20 protein-coding genes are annotated in these 23,611 nt (G+C 67.9%); 13 read left to right on the forward strand and 7 right to left on the reverse strand.

All coding sequences use genetic code 11. The features are described from left to right. Positions 1-8: 8 nt before the first annotated feature. On the reverse strand, positions 9-674 hold the full coding sequence (locus tag AC5P9I_RS08405) for a response regulator transcription factor (protein ID WP_006477308.1): 666 nt from the start codon (positions 672-674) through the stop codon (positions 9-11). 110 nt (positions 675-784) lie between these two features. Beyond that, positions 785-2,728: an acetate--CoA ligase gene (gene acs, locus AC5P9I_RS08410; protein WP_130768306.1), complete on the reverse strand. Its 1,944-nt coding sequence runs from the start codon at positions 2,726-2,728 to the stop codon at positions 785-787. A 245-nt stretch (positions 2,729-2,973) separates the two neighbouring features. On the opposite strand from acs, the gene AC5P9I_RS08415 reads away from it, so the two are divergent. From AC5P9I_RS08415 to xth, 4 genes are all read left to right on the forward strand, one after another. Then, on the forward strand, positions 2,974-4,401 hold the full coding sequence (locus tag AC5P9I_RS08415) for a DcaP family trimeric outer membrane transporter (protein ID WP_057494015.1): 1,428 nt from the start codon (positions 2,974-2,976) through the stop codon (positions 4,399-4,401). 113 nt (positions 4,402-4,514) lie between these two features. Continuing rightward, a complete protein-coding gene (locus AC5P9I_RS08420; protein ID WP_049471113.1) occupies positions 4,515-6,176 on the forward strand; it encodes an MFS transporter in 1,662 nt (553 codons plus the stop codon). A 198-nt stretch (positions 6,177-6,374) separates the two neighbouring features. Further along, positions 6,375-7,784, forward strand: a complete 1,410-nt coding sequence (locus AC5P9I_RS08425; protein ID WP_187756864.1) for a coniferyl aldehyde dehydrogenase — start codon at positions 6,375-6,377, stop codon at positions 7,782-7,784. A gap of 130 nt (positions 7,785-7,914) precedes the next feature. Next, entirely contained in the window at positions 7,915-8,682 is a 768-nt protein-coding gene (gene xth / locus AC5P9I_RS08430; protein ID WP_130768304.1) for an exodeoxyribonuclease III, read from the forward strand. Positions 8,683-8,754: 72 nt separating this feature from the next. Here xth and AC5P9I_RS08435 read toward each other — a convergent pair whose 3' ends face one another. Then, a complete protein-coding gene (locus tag AC5P9I_RS08435) occupies positions 8,755-9,006 on the reverse strand; it encodes a GlsB/YeaQ/YmgE family stress response membrane protein (RefSeq protein ID WP_005411656.1) in 252 nt (83 codons plus the stop codon). Positions 9,007-9,090: 84 nt separating this feature from the next. Here AC5P9I_RS08435 and AC5P9I_RS08440 point away from each other — a divergent pair, with 84 nt between their 5' ends. From AC5P9I_RS08440 to AC5P9I_RS08480, 9 genes are all read left to right on the forward strand, one after another. After that, the gene (locus tag AC5P9I_RS08440) at positions 9,091-9,690 is read left to right on the forward strand and encodes a 4'-phosphopantetheinyl transferase family protein (protein ID WP_049471120.1); all 600 of its coding nucleotides are present in this window, start codon (positions 9,091-9,093) and stop codon (positions 9,688-9,690) included. Positions 9,691-9,729: 39 nt separating this feature from the next. Further along, positions 9,730-10,368, forward strand: coding sequence for a 16S rRNA (guanine(527)-N(7))-methyltransferase RsmG (gene rsmG / locus AC5P9I_RS08445; RefSeq protein ID WP_053504783.1), 639 nt, complete (start codon positions 9,730-9,732; stop codon positions 10,366-10,368). A gap of 112 nt (positions 10,369-10,480) precedes the next feature. Continuing rightward, a complete protein-coding gene (locus AC5P9I_RS08450; RefSeq protein ID WP_014648884.1) occupies positions 10,481-11,278 on the forward strand; it encodes a ParA family protein in 798 nt (265 codons plus the stop codon). After that, entirely contained in the window at positions 11,278-12,201 is a 924-nt protein-coding gene (locus AC5P9I_RS08455; RefSeq protein WP_014648883.1) for a ParB/RepB/Spo0J family partition protein, read from the forward strand. Before AC5P9I_RS08450 ends, AC5P9I_RS08455 begins: the two co-directional genes overlap by 1 nt. Before the next feature lie 125 nt (positions 12,202-12,326). Next, positions 12,327-13,061, forward strand: a complete 735-nt coding sequence (locus tag AC5P9I_RS08460; RefSeq protein WP_074725658.1) for a suppressor of fused domain protein — start codon at positions 12,327-12,329, stop codon at positions 13,059-13,061. A 51-nt stretch (positions 13,062-13,112) separates the two neighbouring features. Next, the gene (locus tag AC5P9I_RS08465) at positions 13,113-14,078 is read left to right on the forward strand and encodes an NAD-dependent epimerase/dehydratase family protein (RefSeq protein ID WP_049471125.1); all 966 of its coding nucleotides are present in this window, start codon (positions 13,113-13,115) and stop codon (positions 14,076-14,078) included. Positions 14,079-14,168: 90 nt separating this feature from the next. After that, positions 14,169-14,891 (forward strand): glycosyltransferase family 2 protein, encoded by a 723-nt coding sequence (locus tag AC5P9I_RS08470; protein ID WP_049471128.1) that lies wholly within the window; start codon positions 14,169-14,171, stop codon positions 14,889-14,891. Continuing rightward, positions 14,891-15,238 carry a lipid-A-disaccharide synthase N-terminal domain-containing protein gene (locus tag AC5P9I_RS08475; RefSeq protein WP_014648879.1) on the forward strand — a complete coding sequence of 116 codons (348 nt, stop codon included), beginning with the start codon at positions 14,891-14,893 and terminating at the stop codon, positions 15,236-15,238. Before AC5P9I_RS08470 ends, AC5P9I_RS08475 begins: the two co-directional genes overlap by 1 nt. Positions 15,239-15,561: 323 nt before the next feature. After that, a complete protein-coding gene (locus AC5P9I_RS08480) occupies positions 15,562-17,337 on the forward strand; it encodes a DUF885 domain-containing protein (RefSeq protein WP_130768303.1) in 1,776 nt (591 codons plus the stop codon). A gap of 95 nt (positions 17,338-17,432) precedes the next feature. Here AC5P9I_RS08480 and AC5P9I_RS08485 read toward each other — a convergent pair whose 3' ends face one another. Genes AC5P9I_RS08485 through AC5P9I_RS08500 form a run of 4 tightly spaced genes read right to left on the reverse strand, consistent with a single transcriptional unit; the run spans position 17,433 to position 23,503 of the window. Next, complete coding sequence (locus tag AC5P9I_RS08485; protein ID WP_130768302.1) at positions 17,433-20,642, reverse strand: efflux RND transporter permease subunit; 3,210 nt, start codon at positions 20,640-20,642, stop codon at positions 17,433-17,435. A gap of 10 nt (positions 20,643-20,652) precedes the next feature. Then, a complete protein-coding gene (locus tag AC5P9I_RS08490) occupies positions 20,653-21,858 on the reverse strand; it encodes an efflux RND transporter periplasmic adaptor subunit (RefSeq protein WP_130768301.1) in 1,206 nt (401 codons plus the stop codon). After that, entirely contained in the window at positions 21,855-23,108 is a 1,254-nt protein-coding gene (locus AC5P9I_RS08495; protein WP_130768300.1) for a TolC family protein, read from the reverse strand. Before AC5P9I_RS08495 ends, AC5P9I_RS08490 begins: the two co-directional genes overlap by 4 nt. Before the next feature lie 56 nt (positions 23,109-23,164). Beyond that, entirely contained in the window at positions 23,165-23,503 is a 339-nt protein-coding gene (locus AC5P9I_RS08500) for a hypothetical protein (protein WP_049471140.1), read from the reverse strand. Positions 23,504-23,611 lie beyond the last annotated feature (108 nt).

Consider the following 23,611-nt stretch of genomic DNA (forward strand, 5'->3'; position numbering starts at 1 on the left):
GCACTACCTCAATCTTCTTCCGGCGGCAGCACGATGGCGTCGTCATCGATCGCCAGCTTGCCGGCCATCAGCACGGCCTGGGTGCGGTTGGTCACGCCGAGCTTGCGCAGGATGGCGGTGACGTGAGCCTTGATCGTTGCTTCGGAGACATTGAGGTCGTAGGCGATCTGCTTGTTCAAGCGGCCGGCGCCGAGCATCTGCAGGACGCGGAACTGCTGCGGGGTCAGTTCGCGCAGGCGCTGGCCGACTTCGCGTTCTTCGCTGCCGGTGGGCGGCACGTTGTGCGCCTCCGGCGGCGCCCAGGTTTCGCCATCGAGAATGGTGCCCAGTGCGTGGCCGATGGTGTCCGAGTCGGCGGACTTGGGGATGAAGCCGAGCGCGCCGTGGTCGAGCGCGCGGCGCATCACCGTGGCTTCTTCGCGCGCGGACACCACCACCACCGGCAGGTGCGGATGCAGCGAACGCATGTGCACCAGCGCGTTGAAACCCTGTGCGCCAGGCATGTTGAGGTCCATCAGGACCAGGTCGGCGTCGTTGTGCTGGTCGGCCAGTGCATACAGCGCTTCCACGCTGTCGGCCTCGAACAGCTGCACGCCGGGGATGACCCGCTGCACGGCCCCGCGCAGGGCTTCGCGGAACAGCGGGTGGTCATCGGCAATCAGGAGGGTGGTCATGGTCGGGGGGAACCGTGGGGGGAAACTGCATGGGGCCAGACCCTCCGGGGGGCAGAGCCCGTTCCTGGCGGAACGGGATCCGACCCCGGGGTCCGGCCCCGGGTCGTACGTCAGCGCACCTTGCGTTCGTCCACCAGCGAGGCCACCACCGACGGGTCGGCCAGGGTCGAGGTGTCGCCCAGCTGGTCCGGCGCGTTCTCGGCGATCTTGCGCAGGATGCGGCGCATGATCTTGCCCGAGCGGGTCTTCGGCAGGCCCGGCGCCCACTGCAGGTGGTCCGGCGTGGCGATCGGGCCGATCTCCTTGCGCACCCAGGCGATCAGCTCCTTGTGCAGCTCGTCGCTCGGCGCCTCTTCGGCCACCAGCGTGACGTAGGCGTAGATGCCCTGGCCCTTCACGTCGTGCGGGAAGCCCACGACCGCCGCTTCGGCCACCTTCGGATGCGAGACCAGCGCGCTTTCCACTTCGGCAGTGCCGATGCGGTGGCCGGACACGTTGATCACGTCGTCGACGCGGCCGGTGATCCAGTAGTAGCCGTCTTCGTCGCGGCGGCAACCGTCGCCGGTGAAGTAGCTGCCCGGGTAGGTGCGGAAATAGGTGTCGATGAAGCGCTGGTGGTCGCCGTAGACCGTGCGCATCTGGCCCGGCCAGGAATCACGGATGATCAGGTTGCCTTCGGTCGGGCCGTCCTGGATCTCGCCATCGGCATTGACCAGCGCCGGCTGCACGCCGAAGAAGGGCAGGGTGGCCGAACCGGGCTTGAGATCCATCGCGCCGGCCAGCGGCGAGATCAGGATGCCGCCGGTCTCGGTCTGCCACCAGGTATCGACGATCGGGCATCGGCTGTCGCCGACCACTTCGTAGTACCAGCGCCAGGCTTCCGGATTGATCGGCTCGCCGACGCTGCCGAGCAGGCGCAGCGACGCGCGCGAGGTCTTCTTCACCGGCTCCTCGCCTTCGCGCATCAGCGCGCGGATGGCGGTCGGGGCGGTGTAGAAGATGGTCACCTTGTGCTTGTCGATGACGTTCCAGAAACGCGAGGTGTCCGGGTAGTTCGGCACGCCTTCGAACATCAGCGAGGTCGCGCCGTTGGCCAGCGGCCCGTACACGATGTAGCTGTGGCCGGTAACCCAACCGACGTCGGCGGTGCACCAGTAGATATCGTCTTCGCGCAGGTCGAACACCGCTTCATGGGTGTAGGCCGCGTACAGCAGGTAGCCGCCGGTGGTGTGCAGCACACCCTTCGGCTTGCCGGTGGAACCGGAGGTGTAGAGGATGAACAGCGGATCTTCCGCGTTCATGCGTTCCGGTTCGCAGGTGGACGGCTGGCTGTCCACCACATCGTGGAACCAGCGGTCGCGCGGGGCCTGCATGTCCACCGCGCCGCCGGTGTGGCGCACCACCAGCACGGTCTCCACGGTGTTCGTGCCCGGCAGCTTCAGCGCGGCATCGACGTTGGCCTTCAGCGGAATCCTGCGACCACCGCGCAGGCCTTCGTCGGCGGTGATGATCAGCTTGCTCTGGCAGTCGCTGACACGGTCGGCGATCGAGTTCGGCGCGAAGCCACCGAACACCACCGAGTGGATCGCACCGATGCGCGCGCAGGCCAGCATGGCCACCGCGGCGTCGACGATCATCGGCAGGTAGATGGTGACCCGGTCGCCCTTCTTGACGCCGAGGTTGCGCAGCGCGTTGCCGAGGCGGCAGGTGCGCTCGTACAGCTCGCGATAGGTCACATGCTGGGCCGGTGCATCCGGGCCGTCCGGCTCGAACAGCAGGGCGGTCTTGTCGCCGCGCGTTTCCAACTGCCGATCCAGGCAGTTCACGCTGGCATTGAGCTCGCCATCTTCGAACCACGTGATGTGGAAGTTGGACAGGTCATAGCTGACGTTCTTGATCTTCGTCGGCTTGCGCATCCATTGCAGGCGCTCGGCGGCCTTGCCCCAGAAACCATCCGGGTCGGTCACCGATGCCTGGTACTGCTGTTCGTACGACGTCTTGTCGATGCGTGCCTTGGCGGCGAACTGCGGATCGACGGGGTAGATATCAGCCATGGCACCCTCACTTGCACGTTGACTTTGTATGTGCGGTCGCAGCATCGCAGCGACCGATCCCCCTCAGTTTGCCCCATCCACCCCCGGTCGCGTCACCACCCTGGTTAGACCATGGTCGAAAGTGAGCGCCCAGCAGGGGCGGGTTCGACCAATGGCGAATAGCCGCTGTACATAATCGCCCCGCAGTCTCGGCTCGACCGTGCCCCACGCGCGGCATCACCTTGCCACTTGGGAGAGAGGGCAACATGAGCCACCGTACGTTGAAAGCCGTGCGCACACCTTTGGCGGCCTGCCTGCTGGTCGCCCTGGTCGCACCGGGCATGGCGTTCGCAGAGACCGCCAAAGAGAAAGCACTGGAAGCACGCGTTGCCGAACTGGAACGCCAGGTCCAGCTGCTGCTGTCTTCGCAGCAACAACAACAGACCCAGATCAGCCAGACCCAGCAGGCGGTGACCGAAGTGCGCACGGTGCAGGCCGGGCAGAAGCCGGTCGCACAGGTGCCGGCCGGCAAGCAGCCGATCCAGGTCACCACCCTCACCCCGGGCGCTGCACCGGGCACCACGGTCAAGATCGGCGGCTTCATCAAGGCCGACTTCCTGGCCACCCAGACCAGCGATGGACAGCTGGCCGACGACGCCACCGGCCGCTCGCTGTACCTGCCGGGCCAGACCCCGGTGGAAGGCGCCGGCGGCAGCGGCAAGCGGTCGGGCACCGACTTCAACGCCCATGCCAAGTTCTCGCGCTTCAACCTGGGCATCGACAACGTGAGCGAATCGGGCAACAAGGCCGGTGCGTTCTTCGAGATGGACTTCTTCGGCAACTCGCTGGGCAACCAGACCGCCACCAACACCTATGGCGTGACCCTGCGCCACGCCTACATGTACTGGAACAACTGGCTGGCCGGCCAGACCTGGTCCAACTTCATGGACGCGGCCGCACTGCCCGAAGCGGTCGACTTCGTCGGCCCCACCGACGGCGTGATCTTCGTGCGCCAGGCCCAGGTGCGCTACACCCAGGGCGGCTTCAGCGTCGCGCTGGAAAACCCGGAAACCACCACCCTCACCGGCACCCGCAACCCGGTCACCGGTGCCTGGACCAACGCCAGCGCCAACTCCGACCGTGGCAGCCTGCCCGACCTGACCCTGCGCTATGGCTGGAAGGGCGACTGGGGCACCTTTGGTGTCGGTGGCATCGTCCGCCAGTTGAAGGTGGACAACCAGGCCACCGGCGCGAAGGCCGACAAGGTGGCCGGCGGCCTGACCCTGGGCGGCAAGTGGGTGATGGGTGACAGCGACTCGCTGCACTACCAGCTGACCGGCGGCGAAGGCATCGCCCGCTACATCGGCCTGGGCATCACCGCCGACAGCGCCTACGACGTGGCCCGCGATGAGCTCAACCCGACCGGCGTGCTGGCCGGCTATGTCGGCTGGCGGCACGCGTTCTCGCCGAAGCTGCGCACCAACCTGATCTACGCGCGCAGCGACTACGACAACGACAGCATCCTCGGCCCGCTGGTGACCAAGAGCGTGCAGAGCATCCGCGGCAACATCTTCTATTCACCACTGCCCAAGGTCGATATCGGCGCCGAGCTGATGTACGGCCGTCGCGAAGTGGAGAACGGCAACAAGGGTGACATCACCCGGTTGCAGTTCACCACGAAGTACAGCTTCTAAGAGCGTGCCGGCCAGCGGCCGGCACCCACCCAAAGCGGAGCCGGTCCCGTGACCGGCACCTACCGAGATTGAGTGCCGACCGGTGGTCGGCACCTACAGAGGGAAAACGTCCCATGTCCAGTACACCCAGCACCGCACATAAAGCGGGCACCCTGACCAAGGGCCACAAGAAGGTCATCTTCGCCTCGAGCCTCGGCACGGTCTTCGAGTGGTATGACTTCTTCCTGTACGGCTCGCTCGCGGCCATCATCGCCAAGCAGTTCTTCAGTGGCGTCAATGAAACCACGGGCATGATCTTCGCCCTGCTGGCGTTCGCCGCCGGCTTCTTCGTGCGCCCGTTCGGTGCGGCCTTCTTCGGCAGCCTCGGCGACCGCATCGGCCGCAAGTACACCTTCCTGGTCACCATCCTGATCATGGGCATCTCGACCTTCCTGGTCGGCGTACTGCCCAACTACGCTTCGATCGGTTTCGCCGCGCCGGTGATCCTGATCATCCTGCGCCTGGCCCAGGGCCTGGCGATGGGCGGCGAGTACGGCGGTGCCGCCACCTACGTGGCCGAGCATGCGCCGGACGACAAGCGCGGCCTGTACACCAGCTTCATCCAGTGCACCGCCACGCTCGGCCTGTTCATGTCGCTGCTGATCATCCTGGCCTGCCGCTACTTCCTGGGCAATGAAGCCTTCGAAGCCTGGGGCTGGCGCATCCCGTTCCTGGTATCGATCCTGCTGCTGGGCGTGTCGGTATGGATCCGCCTGCAGCTGAGCGAGTCGCCGCTGTTCCAGCAGATGAAGTCGGAAGGCAAGGGCTCCAAGACGCCGTTCCGTGACAGCCTGAAGGGCGGCAACCTGAAGCTGATGCTGCTGGTCCTGCTCGGTGCGGCGGCCGGCCAGGCCGTGGTCTGGTACGGCGGCCAGTTCTACGCGTTGTTCTTCCTCAGCAGCATGCTGAAGGTTGATGCCACCACCTCCTACCTGCTGATCGCGGCGGCACTGGCGCTGGGCGTGCCGTTCTTCATCTTCTTCGGCTGGCTGTCCGACCGTATCGGCCGCAAGAAGATCATCCTGGCCGGCTGCCTGCTGGCGGCTGTTACCTACATCCCGATCTTCAAGGGCCTGACCCACTTCGCCAACCCGGCCATCGAAGAAGCCCGCAGCAGCTCGCCGGCGCTGGTCGTGGCCGATCCGAACACCTGCTCGTTCCAGTTCGATCCGGTGGGCCTGCGCAAGTTCACCAGCTCCTGCGACGTGGCCACCGCCGCGCTGACCAAGGCCGGTGTGCCGTACGACGTGCAGCCCGCCGCCGCCGGTTCGCTGGCGATGGTGAACGTGGGCAGTGCCAGCGTCACCTCGTATGAGGCCGCTGGCCTGACCAAGGAAGAAGGCAAGGCCAAGGCCGATGCGTTCGGTGCGGAACTGAAGACCGCCCTGACCACCGCCGGCTACCCGGCCAAGGCCGACGGCGCCCGCATCAACATCGCCGGCACCATCTTCATGCTGTGGCTGCTGGTGCTGTACGTGACCATGGTCTACGGTCCGATTGCCGCTTATCTGGTCGAACTCTTCCCGACCCGCATCCGCTACACCTCGATGTCGCTGCCGTACCACATCGGCAACGGCTGGTTCGGTGGCTTCCTGCCGGCGATCTCGTTCGCGCTGGTGGCCGGTACCGGCAACCTCTACTACGGCCTGTGGTACCCCATCATCATCGCGCTGATGTCGGTGGTGATCGGCGGCCTGTTCCTGCGTGAGACCAAGGACGTGGATATCACCCAGTAACCGGTGGGTTCCATGCAGTGAAGGAAAGGCCGCGGTGCAGACCGCGGCCTTTCTGTTTATGGACCGTGCCCACTCGGCCCGCATCCGGTAGTGCCGGCCGCTGGCCGGCAACCTCGTGAATCGCCGCGCACAAGAAGCCCTTGCCGGCCCGCGGCCGGCACTACCATTGCGTCGCGCGGCACCCCGTATAGTCGGCCCATGACCACCACTACGCCGGAAGATCTCCCCGCCCTCCTACACACCCTGCGCAGCACCTGGCAGTCGCAGCGGCCCACGCTCGACCAGCGCGAAGCCGACCTGCGCCGCTTGCGCGAAGCGCTGAAGCCACGCCTGGATGAAATGGCCCAGGCCATCGCCGAAGACTTCGGCCACCGCGCCCACGTTGAATCGAAGCTGGCCGATGGCATGAGTGTGCTGTCGGCCATCGACCACCTGCGCCGCCACCTGCGGCGCTGGTCGAAGCCGCAGCGGGCATCGGCGGGCTGGAAGCTGTGGCCGGCGCGCGCGCAGCTGCGGCCGACGCCGCTGGGCGTGGTCGGGGTGATCTCGCCCTGGAACTACCCGGTCACGCTTGCCCTGGTGCCGTTGGCCACCGCGATTGCTGCCGGCAACCACGTGCTGCTGAAGCCGTCCGAACACACGCCGCGCACCAGCGCGTTCCTGGCCGATCTGCTGGCCAGTGTGTTCCCGCCCGAGCGCGTGGCGGTGGTGCAGGGTGGGGCGGACCTGGCGGCTGCGGTGTCTTCGCTGCCGCTGGACCATCTGCTGTTCACCGGCTCGACGGCGGTCGGCCGCAAGGTGATGGCCGCCGCGGCTGAGCATCTGGTACCGGTCACGCTGGAACTGGGCGGCAAGTCGCCGGCCATCGTCTGCCGTGATTTCCCGCTGGACAAAGCCGCCGCACGGCTGGCCACCGGCAAGTGGTTCAACGCGGGCCAGACCTGCATCGCGCCGGATTACGTGCTGATCGATACCGCGCGCCAGCGCGAGTTCGTGCAGGCGCTGCAGCAGCAGGTGCGCGAGCGCTATGGCGACTTCAGCGATGCCGACGACTACACCCGCATCATCAATGAAGGCCAGTACCGGCGCCTGCAGGGCTATCTGGCACAGGCGCGGCAACGCGGGGTGCCGGTGATTCCGCTGGCGCAGGTGGATGAGGCGCGTGCCGACCGCGAGCGCCTGCTGGTGCCGACCGTGGTGCTGGACCCGCCGGACGACCTGGAACTAATGCGCGAGGAGATCTTCGGGCCGATCCTGCCGGTGCGGGCCTATCCGGACCTGGAGGCGGCGCTGGCCGACGTGCTGTCCCGCGACCGGCCGCTGGCGCTGTATCCCTTCAGCCACGACACGGCGACGGTGGAGCGCATCCTCGGCCAGGTGGTGGCCGGTGGGGTGACGGTCAATGACACGCTGCTGCACTTCGCCGCCGATGGATTGCCGTTTGGCGGGGTCGGGGCCAGCGGCATGGGCGCGTACCATGGCCGGGCCGGGTTCGATGCGATGAGCAAGCGGCTGCCGGTACTGTGGCAGTCGCGCTGGGCCGCCAGCGACCGGCTGCGCCCGCCGTACTCGAAGATTGCGGGGTTGTTGAAGCTGCTGCTTCGGTAGTGCCGGCCGCTGGCCGGCAACTGCGGGGTCTTGCCGACGGTTATGGGGTTGCCGGCCAGCGGCCGGCACTACCGGTGGGTGCCCACCTGGGGTGGCACGCGTGCCAAGCCCACCCGGGTAGAATGCCCGCATGAAAATCGCCTCGTGGAACGTCAATTCGCTCAATGTCCGCCTGCCGCACCTGGAGCAGTGGCTCAAGGACTTCAGCCCGGACATCGTCGGCATCCAGGAAACCAAGCTGGAGGACCACAAGTTCCCCGATTCGGCGCTGATCGCCGCCGGCTACCGCAGCGTGTTCGCTGGCCAGAAGACCTACAACGGCGTGGCGCTGCTGTCGCGTGAGCCGGCGCAGGACGTGCAGATCGGCATTCCCGGTTTCGAGGACGAGCAGAAGCGCGTCATCGCCGGCACCTTCGGCGACCTGCGGGTGATCAACCTGTACGTGGTCAACGGCCAGGATATCGGCACCGACAAGTACGCGTACAAGCTGCGCTGGCTGGAAGCGGTGCATGCGTGGGTCGCGCAGGAGCTGCAGCGCCACCCGAAGCTGATCGTGATGGGCGACTTCAACATCGCCCCGGACGCCCGCGACGTGCACGACCCGGAGGTGTGGAACGACAACCACATCCTGACCTCCACCGCCGAGCGCGGCGCGCTCACCAAGCTGCTGCAGCTGGGCCTGCACGATGGCTTCCGCCTGCACAACGACGAGGCGGGTACCTTCAGCTGGTGGGATTACCGGGCGGCCGGTTTCCGCCGCAACCTGGGCCTGCGCATCGACCTGACCCTGGTCTCAGAGGCGCTGAAGGGCAGTGCGGTGGCCTCGGGCATCGACCGCGAGCCGCGCACCTGGGAACGCCCGAGCGACCACGCGCCGGCGTGGGTGCAGATCGGTTGAACGAACGGGGCCCGACGATTGCCGGGCCCGTTCTGGAACATCTGCCGGCCAGCGGCCGGCACTACCCTCAGATCACCGTATGCTCTTGCGGGTGAACAGATTGACGATCGCCAGCAGGATCACCGCACCGATCAGCGAGAACAGGAAGGTGCGAATGGTGATCGCTTCGTTGATGCCGCCGCCGAACAGCCAGCCGGAAATCAGCGCGCCGACGATGCCGACCACGATGTTGAGGATGATGCCCTGCTGGGCATCGCGCTTCATGATGATGCTGGCCAGCCAGCCTACGATGCCGCCGACGATCAGCCAGATGATGATGCCCATGATCGAACCTCCGGTGGGGAACTGTGACCAGTTGACGCGCACGGCCGTGAACCCGTCGTGCAATTGCGTGACGGGCGCGTGCGCATGAGCCTGCCAGCCACCCTCGACGGCCCGTGGCGCTTCGGTCCGGTGACGGTCTGGCGGCGCCCCCATGTGCCCGGCCAGCGGGGTGAACCGCAGGCGCGCCAGGTGCTGGCGCAGGCCCTCGGGGCCGATCCGGAGACGCTGCCGCTGGTCCGCGATGACAAGGGCCGGCCGGAGCTGAGCGGCCCGTTGGCCCACTACGGCACCGGCTGGAGCCACAGCGGCGAGGTGCTGCTGGTGGCGCTGGGCGAAGGCGTGCGGCTGGGCGTGGACCTGGAGCTGCTGCGGCCGCGGCCGCGCCTGCTGGAGATCGTGCGGCGCTTCTTCCACCCCCAGGAGGTGGCCTGGCTGGAACGCCTGGACGAGGCCGACCGTGAGCACTGGTTCTTCCGCGTGTGGTGCGTCAAGGAGGCCATCCTGAAGGCGCACGGGCAGGGCATCTCGTTCGGCCTGCACCGCCTGCAGCTGGCGCCGGGGGCCGATGGCGCCCTGCACCTGCACTGGTGCGACCCGGAGCTGGGCGAGGCCGCGCGCTGGCACCTGCACGAGTGGCAGGCCAGCGGCCAGTTCCGCGCCGCATTGGCCTGGTATCCGCACTGAAGCGGGGAATCGGCGTGCAAAACCGGCGATAATGCCGGCATGAGCGAACACCCACTTCCCGCCAGCGTGGCCGCCACGCTGGAACAGGGCCTGGCCAGCATGGGCCTGGATGCCGCGCTGGCACCGCCGCTGCTGCGCTACCTGGCCCTGCTGCACCGCTGGAACGGCACCTACAACCTCACCGCCATCCGCGACCCGCAGGAGATGGTCACCCGCCACCTGCTCGACTCGCTGGCGATGCAGCCGTTCGTGGCCGATGGCAGCCTGGCCGACCTCGGCACCGGCCCCGGGTTGCCCGGCATCCCGCTGGCGATCGCCTGCCCGGGCCTGCAGGTCACCCTGGTCGAGAGCAATGGCAAGAAGGCGCGCTTCATGCGCGAGGCCGTGCGCCAGCTCGGCCTGGACAACGCCCGCGTGGCCGAATCGCGCGCCGAGGCGCTGGACGAGGCCGGTCGCTACGACCAGCTGACCGCGCGCGCGATGGACACCCTGGCCGGCATCGTCCGCGTCGGTGGCCACCTGCTGCGCCCCGGCGGCGTGCTGCTGGCCATGAAGGGCGTCTACCCCCATGAGGAGATCGCAGACCTGCCGGCGGGCTGGCAGGTGCGCGAGGTGACCCCGCTGAACGTGCCCGGCCTGGCCGGCGAACGCCACCTGGTCACCGTTACAGGCCCCTGATTCCCGGCGCCAGCCCCTTGTGGAACAACGGGTTGGCGATCCACGATTTCCGCAAGGGGCCGGTTGTACGCATAATGACCGGTCCCAGCACACGTCGACGAGGCACACCCGCATGGCCCGCATCATCGCCATCGCCAACCAGAAGGGTGGCGTCGGCAAGACCACGACCGCCGTCAACCTGGCCGCTTCCCTGGCCAACGCACCCAAGCGCGTGCTGTTGGTCGACCTGGATTCGCAGGGCAACGCGACCATGGGCAGTGGCGTGGACAAACGCGAGCTGGCCGCCTCCACCTGTGACCTGCTGTTGGGCGAGAACAGTGCCGCCGACGTGCGCGTGCAGACCGCCGAGGGGTACGACCTGCTGCCCGGCAACATCGACCTGACCGCCGCCGAGATCCAGCTGATGGGCCAGAGCGAGCGCGAGCAGCGCCTGAAGCGCGCGCTGGCGCCGATCCGCGACGAGTACGACTACATCCTGATCGACTGCCCGCCGGCGCTGTCGCTGCTGACGCTCAACGCGCTGGCCGCCGCCGATTCGGTGATCGTGCCGATGCAGTGCGAGTACTACGCACTGGAAGGCCTGAGCGCGCTGGTGGAAACCATCGAAGCGCTGCGCACCAGCCTGAACCCGGCGCTGGAGATCGAAGGCGTGCTGCGCACCATGTTCGACGTGCGCAACAACCTGGCCAACGCAGTGTCGGCCGAGCTCACCGAGCACTTCGGCGACCGCGTGTTCCGCACCATCGTGCCGCGCAACGTGCGCCTGGCCGAGGCGCCCAGCCATGGCCAGAGCATCGTCGGCTACGACCGCGCCTCGCGCGGCGGCGTGGCCTACCTGGGCCTGGCCGGCGAGATCATCCGCCGCAACAACGAACGCAACAAGGCCGGCAAGGCCGTGGAGATCGTCTGATGACCAGCAGCAAGCCGGCAGCCAAGAAGCGAGGCCTCGGCCGTGGCCTGGACGCGCTGCTGGGCCCGAAAGGCGCGGTCAGCCAGGTGCAGGCCACCACTGCGGTGATCGAGCCGCTGCCGGGTGAAGTGCTGCGCAAGTTGCCGGTCGGCCAGCTGCAGCCGGGCAAGTACCAGCCGCGCCGCGAGATGGACGAGGGCAAGCTGTCCGAGTTGGCCGACTCGATCAAGTCGCAGGGCGTGATCCAGCCGATCCTGGTGCGCCAGCTGCCGGCAGGCAACTACGAAATCGTCGCCGGTGAACGCCGCTGGCGCGCATCGCAGCTGGCCGGGCTGGATGAAGTGCCGGTGGTGGTGCGCGAGCTGGAAGACCGCACCGTCATCGCGATGGCGCTGATCGAGAACATCCAGCGCGAAGACCTCAACCCGCTGGAAGAAGCCGAAGCGCTGCAGCGCCTGATCAGCGAGTTCACCCTGACCCATGCCGAGGCCGCCGAGGCCGTCGGCCGCTCGCGCGCGGCGGTGTCCAACCTGCTGCGCCTGCTGGAGCTGCCGGTGGCCATCCGCCTGCTGCTGGAAACCCGCCGCCTTGAAATGGGCCACGCCCGTGCGCTGCTGACCCTGGCCCCCGAGCTGGCCGGCAAGCTGGCCCAGGAAGCGGCCGATGAAGGCTGGTCGGTACGCGAGGTCGAGCGCCGTGCGCAGGCCTTCGCCGCCGGCAAGGTGCCGAGCAACCGCCCGGCGGCCACGCCGAAGGTGCAGCAGGCCGACATCGCCTCGCTGGAAACCGAGCTGTCCGAAGCATTGGGCGCCAAGGTGGCGATCAATCATGGCCGCGGCGGCAAGGGCAAGCTGATCATCCACTACACTGACCTGGACACCCTGGACGGCGTGCTGGAGAAGCTGCGTACGCGCCAGGGCTGAGCCCGGCGCCGCGACAGGGGATGCGGCCTGTTCCTGCCGCGTCTGTAGATGACAGGGAACGCACCGCCGCGCGCACCGGGGGATGCACTGCTCTCCGGTCCGTGGCTTCATCCAGGGAGCAGGACATGAGCAACCCATTCGACGACGTCAGCCCGGGCGGCAGCCCGATCCTGGTGCACAGCCGCCAGAAGGACTTCGCGCTCGCCATCGGCGAAGAACAGCACATCGAGGCGATCAGCGCCCACCTAGAACGCCATCTGGGCCCGGTGTCCGGTGTCTTCCACGAGATCATCTCCGACCTGGTGCACATCGACGTGCACGTGGTGCCGGCCAATGACCAGTTCCCGTACCTGCGCCTGGTCACTTCCGGCATGAGCGACCTGCCGATGACCGTGCCCGCCGAAGTCGGTGCGGACGTGCCGCGCTACATGGAGCTGATGGTGACCCTGCCGGCCGACTGGCCGATCTCCCAGGACGCCTTCGAGGACGAACGCAACTACTGGCCGGTGCGCCTGCTGAAGGGCATGGCGCGGCTGCCGCACGAGTACGACACCTGGCTGGGCTTCGGCCACACCATTCCCAACGGCCATCCCAGCGAGCCCTATGCGCCGGGCGTGGGCTTCGACGGCGCCATCGTGCTGCCGCCGGTGACTACCCCGGATGACTTCGCCACGCTGGAACTGGACGACGGCAGGACCATCAGCTTCATGACCCTGGTTCCGCTGTATCCGGAAGAGATGGACCTGAAGCTGAAGAAGGGCGCCGAGGCGCTGCTCGACCGCTTCGATGCGAAGAAGATCCAGGACGTGATCGAACCCGGCCGCACCAACGTGGCCAGGAAGCGTTTCGGGCTGTTCTGAGCCTGCGGCGTATCCTCTGCACCTGTCCTCATTGAAATCCAGGCAACTGCAATGACCCTCCTGCTCACCGGCGCTGCCGGCTTCATCGGTGCCTACACCGCCCGCGCCCTGCTGGAGGCCGGCCAGTCGGTGGTCGGCCTGGACAACTTCAACGATTACTACGATCCGCAGATCAAGCGCGACCGCGTGGCCGCGCTGTGCCCGTCGCTGGACCTGCGCACCCTGGACCTGACCGACCGCGAAGGCCTGGCCGCACTGTTCGATGAAGTGAAGCCGAGCGCGGTGATCCACCTGGCCGCGCAGGCCGGCGTGCGCTATTCGCTGGAAAACCCGCACGCCTACGTCGACAGCAACCTGGTCGGCTTCGTCAACATGCTCGAGCTGTGCCGCCACGGTGGCGTGCAGCACCTGGTGTACGCCTCCAGCAGCTCGGTCTACGGCGATTCGGCCACGCCGCCGTTCTCCGAGGACCAGCGCGTGGACCAGCCGCGCTCGCTGTACGCGGCGACCAAGGCCGCCAACGAGCTGATGGCCCATACCTACGCGCAGCTGTACGGCCTGCATGCCACCGGCCTGCGCTTCTTCACCGTCTACGGCCCGTGGGGCCGGCCGGACATGGCGCCGCTGCTGTTTTCGCGCGCGGTGCTGGCCGGGCGCCCGATCGACGTGTTCAACGAAGGCCGCATGCAGCGCGATTTCACACATGTCTCCGACATCGTGTCGGGTATCCTCGGCGCGCTCGCGCATCCGTCCGATGGCCCGGTGCCGCACCGGGTGTTCAACCTCGGCAACCATACGCCGGTCGAGCTGGAGCGCTTCATCAGCGTGATCGAGCAGGCTGCCGGCCGCCCCGCGCAGAAGGTCTACAAGCCCATGCAGCCCGGCGACATGGTGCGCACGATGGCCGATACCCGGCGCGCGCATGACGCTTTCGGCTTCGATGCGGTGACCCCGATCGAAGCAGGGCTGCCGCCGGTGGTGCAGTGGTGCCGCGAGTATTTTGGTGATCGCGCCTGAGGACGGATCCTCACGCTGCCGGGTTCATCTTCGGATAACCTCGGCTGCGGAGAATGCGCGGTCTTTGTCCCCCCTTTGGCCGAGTGCCTTATGAGCCAACCCGAGCTTTCCGTTGTCGTCCCGGTGTTCAACGAGCGCGACAATGTCGCCCCGCTGGTCGCCGAAATCACCGCTGCGCTGCGTGGCCGGCTGCCGTTCGAGATCGTCTACATCGACGATCACTCGCGCGATGACACCCTGGCGGTGCTGCAGGGACTGAAGGCGACCACGCCGGAACTGCGGGTACTGCATCACGTGAACCAGAGCGGGCAGAGCACCGCCGTGCGCACCGGCGTCAAGCATGCGCGGGCGCCGTGGATCGCGACCCTGGATGGCGATGGCCAGAACGATCCGGCCGATATCCCCAAGCTGCTGGCCGCGCGCGACGCTGCCGATGCGCAGGTGAAGCTGTTCGCCGGCTGGCGCGTCAACCGCCAGGACAGTGGCAGCAAGCGCTGGGCCAGCCGCTGGGCCAACCGCATCCGCGCCCGCATGCTGCGCGATGACACGCCCGACACCGGCTGTGGCATCAAGCTGTTCGAGCGCAGCGCGTTCCTCGACCTGCCGTACTTCGACCACATGCACCGCTACCTGCCGGCGCTGATGCAGCGCGCCGGCTGGAAGACCACCAGCGTGCCGGTCAACCACCGCCACCGCACCGCTGGCGTGTCCAAGTACAACAACCTCGGCCGCGCGCTGGTCGGCATCCGTGACCTGCGTGGCGTGGCCTGGCTGATCACCCGCAGCAAGCGCACCGCGGTGGAGGAGCGTTGATGGATCTGGAGCTGCATTGGCTCGACCAGCCGCTGACCTGGCTGTACTGGACCGGCCTGCACGTTACCGGCTGGAAGCTGATCGGCTATACCGGCGCGCTGATGTTCGGCGGCCGCTGGCTGGTCCAGTTCGTCGCGTCCAAGCGCGCCGGCAAGCCGGTGATCCCGCGCCTGTTCTGGTACATGAGCGTGCTGGGCAGCCTGATGACGCTGAGCTACTTCCTGTTCTCGGCCAAGCAGGATTCGGTGGGCGTGCTGCAGAACCTGTTCCCGGCGTTCACCGCGCTGTACAGCCTGCACCTGGACATCAAGCACCGCGGCTGGAAGCGCGACAAGGCCAGCCACTGAGGCCTGCGGGGTCGGATCCCTTTCCGCAGGCAAGGGCTCTGACCCCGTCCGGATCTGCGGTGCATCCACGCATGACGTGGATCTACTGCATGTTCGGCGGCCGGTTCCCGGCCCTGCCTGCCGTGCGTAGCGTCGACGGTCAGTCGGCTTTCGCGCGGAGCGCGGGCTTTGCTACATGTGGCGGAAGAGCAGCCGACTGACAGTCGGCTCTACCCAGTCGGCTCTACCACGCGCCTCCGGCGCTGCAGGCAGGACCTTCGTCCCATGCCACGGGCCGTGGGGGGTGCCATCATCGGGGCCTGCCTTCCCGGGAACCTGTGCTCGTGAAAACCCGTCTTGCTGTAGCCCTGCTGCTCGCCCTGTCCGCCCCCACCGTGGCCTTGGCCGCCGCGCCGTCCGCCACTGCCGCACCGGCCAGCGTGGCCACCGAATCGCCCGCCGACGCCGCCTTCCGCGCGCTGTACGAGAAGGAGTGGAAGTGGCGCCAGCAGGGAGGTGGCGAGGCCAGCGAGGATGAAGACGCGCCCGCCAACGCCACCCGCATGCCTGACGTCGGCCCGGCCGCGCAGCAGGCGCGCCTGAAGGTGTGGGACGAGACCCTGGCCGCGCTGAAGAAGATCGACCCGAAGACCCTGTCGGCTGACAACCAGGTCAACTACGCGATCTACCACGACCAGGTGTTCAACCTGGCCGAAGAAGTGCGCCTGCGCGCCTACGAGATGCCGTTCAACGCCGACTCCTCGTTCTGGTCCAACCTGTCCTTCATGGCGCGGCGCGAGATGAAGACCGTGCAGGACTACCAGAACTACATCGCGCGCCTGAACGATGTGCCGCGCTACTTCGGCCAGCAGACCGAGAACATGCGCGCCGGCCTGAAGCGTGGCTTCAGCGTGCCGCGCGCGGTGCTCGACGGCCGCGAAGTGTCCATCGCCACCGTCGCCGAGCTGAAGGACCCGACCGAATCGCCGCTGTACGCGCCGTTCAAGAAGCTGCCCAACAGCATCCCGGCCGCCGAACAGGCCAGGCTGCAGGCGCAGGCGCGTGCGGCGATCAGCGGCAAGGTAGTGCCGGCGTTCCAGCAGCTGCGCACCTTCTTCGTCAACGAATACGTGCCGCAGGCGCGTACCACCCTGGCCGCCGAAGCGATGCCCGATGGCAAGGCGTACTACCGGCAGCAGATCCACGAATACACCACGCTGGACCTGTCGCCGGACGAGATCCATCGGATCGGCCTGGAGGAAGTCGCCCGCATCCAGAGCGAGATGAACGACATCATCAAGCAGGTGAAGTTCAAGGGCAGCTTCGCCGAGTTCCTGACCTTCCTGCGCACCGATCCGCAGTTCTATGCCAAGACGCCGGAAGAGCTGCTGTCGCGTGCCGCGTGGATCTCCAAGCGGGCGGACGGCCAGCTCGGCAAGTACATGACGTTGCCGCGCGCACGCTTCACCATCGTGCCGGTGCCGCCGGACATCGCACCGTTCTGGACGGCCGGCCGCGGTGGCATGGGTACCTACTGGCTCAACACCTACAACCTGCCGTCGCGCCCGCTGTACAACCTGCCGGCGCTGACCCTGCATGAATCCGATCCGGGCCATTCGCTGCAGGGCGCGATCGCCGCCGAGCAGAAGAACCTGCCCGAGTTCCGCCGCAACGCCTACATCTCCGCCTATGGCGAAGGCTGGGCGCTGTACTGCGAGAAGCTGGGCGTGGAGATGGGCATCTACGAAACCCCGTACGAGGATTTCGGCCGCCTGACCTACGAGATGTGGCGCGCGGCGCGCCTGGTGATCGACACCGGCGTGCACAGCAAGGGCTGGACCCGCGAGCAGGCGCTGGCCTACCTGCGTGACCACACCGCGCTGAGCGAGCATGAAGTGACCACCGAAGTGGACCGCTACATTTCCTGGCCGGGCCAGGCGCTGAGCTACAAGCTGGGCGAGATCGCCATCGTGCGCCTGCGTGCGCAGGCCGAGAAGGAGCTGGGCGACAAGTTCGACATCAAGGGGTTCCATGACACCCTGCTCAAGCAGGGCTCGGTGCCGCTGCCGGTGCTGGAACAGCAGATCCAGGCCTACATCGCCGAACGCAAGAAGGCCTGACCGTTACCGGGTAGTGCCGGCCGCTGGCCGGCAATCCGTCCCGGTCACGGGGTCGGATCCCTTTCCTGTGGAAAGGGCTCCGACCCCCTCTCACCTCAACCCACCGCCCGCGGCTTGGCTACCCGCGCCGCGAAGGTCGGCAGCACCAGCAGGGTCAGCACGGTGGCGGTGATCAGGCCACCGATCACTACCGTGGCCAGCGGCTTCTGCACCTCCGCACCGGAACCGCTGGCAATCGCCATCGGGATGAAGCCGACGATGGCCACCAGCGCCGTGGTCAGCACCGCGCGGATGCGGCTCGAGGCACCGTTGATCGCCGCCTGCAGCGGCAGGTCACCGGCGTCCAGGCGTTCGCGGATTGCCTGCATCAGCACCAGCCCGTTCAACGTGGCCACGCCGGAGACGGCGATGAAGCCAACCGCCGCCGATACCGAGAACGGCATGCCCCGCAGCAGCAGCGCGAGGATGCCGCCGACCAGCGCCAACGGCACGCAGCTGAACACCAGAATGGCTTCCTTGCCGCTGCGCAAGGCCATGAACAGCAGGCTGCCGATCAGCAGGAACACGACCGGTACCACCGTCGCCAGCCGCTTCTCCGCGCGCTGCAGGTTCTCGAACTGGCCACCCCAGGTCAGGTAGGCCCCCGGTGGCAGCGCCACGTCGGCCACCGCGGCCTGCGCCTCGCCGACGAAGCCGCCCAGGTCGCGACCGCGCACGTTGGCCTGCACCACCACGCGGCGGCTGCCGTTGTTGCGGCTGATCTGGTTCGGTCCTTCACTGACCGTGATGCGCGCCACCGACGACAGCGGAATCACCAGCCCAGATGGCGTAGCGATCGGCAGCGACGCCAACTGGTCCGGATCGTTGCGCGAGGCATCGTCCAGGCGCACCACCACGTTGAAGCGGCGATCGCCCTCGAAGATCTTGCCGGCCGCCGTGCCACCAATGCCGGTGGACAGCGCATCACTCACGTCTGCGGCGGTCAGCCCGTACTGTGCCGCCGCTACGTGGTCGATGGCCACGTTGAGCGTGGGCAGGCCGGAGATCTGTTCCACCCGCACGTCGGCCGCGCCGTTCACCGCACGCAGCTTCAGCGCCACCTGGTCGGCCACCTTCTGCAGCTGGCTGAAGTCATCGCCGAAGATCATCACCGCCAGGTCGGTACGCACGCCGGAAATCAGCTCGTTGAAGCGCAGCTCGATCGGCTGGCTGAACTCGAAGCTGTTGCCCAGCTGCTGCCCGGCCAGTTTCTCGAAGCGCGCCACCAGTGCGTCCTTGGCCAGCGTCGGATCGGGCCAGTCCTTGCGCGGCTTCAGTACGATCACGCTGTCGGAGATGTTGGTCGGCATCGGGTCGATGGCCGCCTCGGCGGTACCGGTGCGCGAGAACACGGTTTCCACTTCCGGCTCTTTGGCGATCGCCTTCTCCAGCGCCAGCTGCATTGCCAGTGACTGCTCCAGCGAGGTCGACGGCACGCGCAGGGCCTGCATCGCGACGTTGCCTTCATCCAGCGTCGGCATGAACTCGCGGCCCAGCAGCGAGAACGCGCCGATGCCCACCACCACCATCATCACCGCACCGGCCAGCACCGTGCGCGGGTGCGCCACGGCCTTGCGCACCACCGGTTCGATGCGCGCACGCAGCACGCGGATCAGCCTGGTTTCGTGCTCGCCGTCGTCCGCATGCGCATCGCCGTCCTTCACCTTGGGCTCGCGCACCAGCAGCGCGGCCATCGCCGGCACGAAGGTGAAGGAGAACAGGAAGGCACCCACCAGGGCCAGCATGAACGTGGCCGCCATCGGGTGGAACGTCTTGCCCTCCACGCCTTCCAGGGTGAGGATCGGTGCGAACACCAGCAGGATGATCAGCTGGCCGAACGCCGCCGGTCGCGCCATTTTCAGCGCTGCATCGGCGGCCACGCGCAGCCGCTCCATCGCGGTCAATGCACGGCCCAGTTCGGCGCGGCGCTGGCCCAGCATCAGCAGCGTCGACTCGACCACGATCACCGCACCGTCCACCAGGATGCCGAAATCCAGCGCACCCAGGCTCATCAGGTTGCCGCTGATGCCGAAGCGGTTCATGCCGATCACTGCGAACAGGAACGACAGCGGAATCACCAGCGCGGTGATCGTCGCCGCACGCAGGTTGCCCAGCAGCAGGAACAGCACCACCACCACCAGCAGCGCGCCCTCGGTGAGGTTCCTGGCCACGGTCTTGATGGTGGAATTGACCAGCACGCTGCGGTCCAGCACCGGTGCCGCCACGATGTCGGCCGGCAGCGACTTGTTCACCTGCTCCAGGCGCGCGGCAGCTGCCTGCGCCACGGTGCGACTGTTGCCACCGGCGATCATCAGCGCGGTACCCAGCACGGCTTCATGGCCGTTGCGGCTGGCCGCGCCCAGCCGCGGCGCGCGGCTCAGTTCCACCGTGGCCACATCGGCCACGCGCACCACCACGCCATTGCGGGTGGCCACCGGTGCCTGCGCCAGGTCGTCGGTGGTCAGCGCCAGGCCATCGGCACGCACCACCAGGCCTTCGCCGGCACGCTGCACGAAGCCGGCGCCGGCCTGCACGTTGGAACGCTGCAGGGCGGTGACCAGGTCGGCCAGGCCGAGGCCATGCGCGGCCAGTCTGGCGCTGTCCGGATGCACGCCGTACTCCTTGACGTAGCCGCCAACCGTATCGACCCCGGCCAGCCCCGAGCTGGAACGCATCTGCGGCGCGATGATCCAGTCCTGCACGGTGCGCAGGTAGGTCGCACGTTCTTCCGGTGTACGCAGCAGGTTGCCTTCCGGCGTGCGGTAGACCTCGCCAGCCTGCCAGCCCGCTTCACCGGGCTTGGCCACCTTGGCCGGATCGAACGCGGTGAAGTCCACCGTCCACATCAGCACCTCGCCAAGCCCGGTGGTGACCGGCGACAGCATCGGCGATGCACCGTCGGGCAGGTCTTCGGACGCCTCGCGCATGCGCTCGGCCACCTGCTGGCGGGCGAAGTAGATGTCGGTGGCATCGGTGAAGATCGCGGTGACCTGCGAGAAGCCATTGCGCGAAAGCGAACGCGTGGTGGTCAGGCCGGGAATGCCGGCCAGCGCGGTTTCCAGCGGATAGGTCACCTGCCGCTCGATCTGCTCCGGGGTCAACGCCGGTGCCACCGTGTTGATCTGCACCTGGCGGTTGGTGATGTCCGGCACCGCGTCGATCGGCAGCTTGCCCAGCTGGAACAGGCCCACGGCGGCGATCAGCGCGGCCATGAACACCACCAGCCAGCGGTGGCGCACCGCTGTTTCAATGATCAGCTTGAACATGGTCGCCTCCTCAGTGGCCGTGCTCGGCTTCGCCCTTGGCCAGTTCGGCCTTGAGCAGGAAGGCATTGGCACCGACGATGCGCTCGCTGCCGGTCAAGCCACCAAGGATCTCGATGCGGTCACCGGCGCGGCGCCCGGCCAGGACCGGCTGCGCCTTGAAGCCGCCTTCGACGGCGACGAACACCGCGCTGCTGCCATCGACGTTCTGCACCGCATCGGCCGGCACGCTGAGCGAGCCATCCTGGCCTTCGGTAACGACCACGGCCGATACCGGCGAACCGGCCGGCGGCAGCGCCGCATCCACCGGCGTGGCGCGGATCACCGCGACACCGCCCTGCTGGCGCACATCGGCGGCCGAACCGGTGACGGTGGCGGTGAAGCTGCCACCCGGCGCGCTCACTTCCAGCGTCATGCCCGGCGTGACCTGTGCCGCCAGCGCTGGCGGTGCGGTGAACACCAGTTCGTTCATCGTCGGGTCGGCGACATCGGCCACCGCGCTGCCGGCGGCGACTACGCCACCCGGCGTGACCTGCACGTTGCCGACGATGCCGGCCACCGGACTGGTGATGCGCACACGGCCGCTGCTGTCCGGCGAACCATTGGCGGCGGCCTGGGCCTGCGCGGCGGCGGCCTGGGCCTGTGCCGCCAGCGAACGTGCGCGCGAGGCTTCCATTTCCTGGCGGGCGACCACGCCCTGGTCGACCAGTGCCTTGTCGCGGCCATAGGCCAGGCGCGCAGCCTCGGCTTCGGCCGATGCGGCCAGCGCATTGGCGCGGAACACCGCCGCTTCGCCACTGACTACGATGGCCAGTGCCTGGTTCTGCTTCACCGCGGTGCCCGGCGCGACCAGCACGCGTTCGACGCGGCCGGTCACGGTCGAAGCCACCGAGGCACGTGCACCGACCGACGGTTCGACGCGGCCGGACAGGCGCGTGGAACCACCGCCACCACGACCGACCGCGACCACTTCGATACCGGACGCCTTGATCTGCTCGGGGGTCAACTGCACGACACCCTCATCCGCATCGGCGGGCGCCTTTGCGGATTCGGCCTTGGCTTCCTTGCTGTCGGACGCGTGGCCATGGCCATCGTCGGTGCCCGCCTTGGCCGCGGCGGGGTCTTCATTTGCAGGCGTCTGTGCATTGCCAGCGCAGCCGGCCAGCAGCACGGCCAGCAGCACGCCGCCGATCAGCGGGAAAGTACGGGAGAGAGTCATGGGGCCTCCACAAAGGGTGCGCGCCCTTCCAGGCGGGCAAGATCGATTTCCGCGGCGACGCGCGACAGGCGCGCATCCACGGCGGTGCCGCGGGCGGCGATGAGGGCGCTGCGCGTGCTGCGCAGTTCCAGCTGCGAGATGCGTCCGGCGTCGAAGCCAATGCGAGCCAGGCGATACGCCTCCTCGGCGGCGACCACGCTTTCATCGGCGGCGCGGGTACGGCTGCTGGCGGCCTTCAACCCGGCCACCGCGGAGAGGCGCTCGGCCTCGCTGTCGCGGCGCTGCTGGTCCAGGCGTGCCTCGGCTGCGCGCTGGTCGGCAGTGGCGGCGCGGATGCCCCCGCGGTTGCGGTCGAACAGCGGGATGCTGAGGCTGACCCCGAGGTTGTAGGCACGCTCGCCCCCCTCGCGAAAGCGGGTCTGCGCGGCGGTGACGCTCAGATCGGGCAGGGCGCGCTTGCGCTCCACGTCGACCAGCTTGCCCGCCGCATCGGCCTCGGCTTCCGCGATGCGCACCGCCAGTGCGGTATCGATGGCACCGCGTGGAAGCGGCGGCGCACGGTCGAGCAGGCTGTCGCCGATCGACTGCACCGGCGCATCCAGCAGCGCGGCACCGGCCAGGCGGGCCAGCGCGGCATCGCGGAAGGCCTGCGCCTCATCCAGCGCGGCGCTGGCGTTGGCGACTTCGCTCTGCGCCTGCACGGCGCGCAGCTGCGGCTCGCGGCCCTGCTTGACCATCGCGTTGACCGCGTTGGCGTCAGCGCGGGTGAGGCTCAGTGCTTCTTCGGCCAGGGTGTAGCGGCGCAGTGCACTTTCCGCCTGTGCATAGATCACCGCCAGCTGGCTGGCCACGTCGCTGCGGCTTTGGGCACCACGCAGGTTGGCGGCCTGTGCCTCGGCACGGGCGGCACGGACACGCGCGCCACGCTGGCCCCAGACCTCCAGCGGCTGGGACAGGGTGAGCACGGTATCGGCCTTGCCCATGCCGCCATAGGAGCCGGTGCCCCAGGCGTTCTCGGCCGACCAGGACAGGGAAGGGTTGGGCAGTGCGCGGGCCTGGTCGGCGCGCGCATCGGCGGCCTCGGCCAGCGCCGCACCGACGCGGGTGCCGGGCAGCTGGTCCAGGCGTTCAAGCAGGGTGTCATAGGAAGGGGCGGCTTGCGCCATCACCGCTGCCGCTGGGGCCAGGCCCAGCAACACGGCGACGACCCGCCCGGCCGCACGCAGCGACCGAGGTGTCAGGATCGACATAGGGGGATTCCGGTTGTGAGTGAAACGGGAGCCCGCAATCGCGGGACGCGCTCAACTCACGCCCGGGGGGGACGCGTCAATTCATCCTGGGCGACCGCATAGGTCGCCGCGTCGCCGGCATTCATCCAGCGCGCCGGCAGCGGCGCACCGAAGGCGGCGAGGGTGCTGGCCGGCAGGCTCAGGTTGGAGTGGTGGCAGTGGTTGTGGCTGCAGGCACCGGTGTGCTTGCCGTCACTGTCACCCTCGGCATCATTGGCGTTGCTTTCCACGTGCACCGCCGTGGTGTCGTGCGGTTCGACCGCGCAGGCCAGCACGTCGGCCACCGGCACGACCACGAATGCCGCCATCAGCAGCATCAGCAGGGTCGAGCGGAGGTGGCGGGCGATCCGGCGCATGGACGGGAGGCTAGCAAGCGGTTTTCGACGGATACAATATCAATGGCCGCTTCGGGAATTCGTCGGAATCTCCCGTTCAGCTGGGCCGGGCGCGGGGTCGGATCCCTT

The sequence above is a fragment of the Stenotrophomonas sp. YJH_SMC_29 genome, assembly GCF_059371235.1.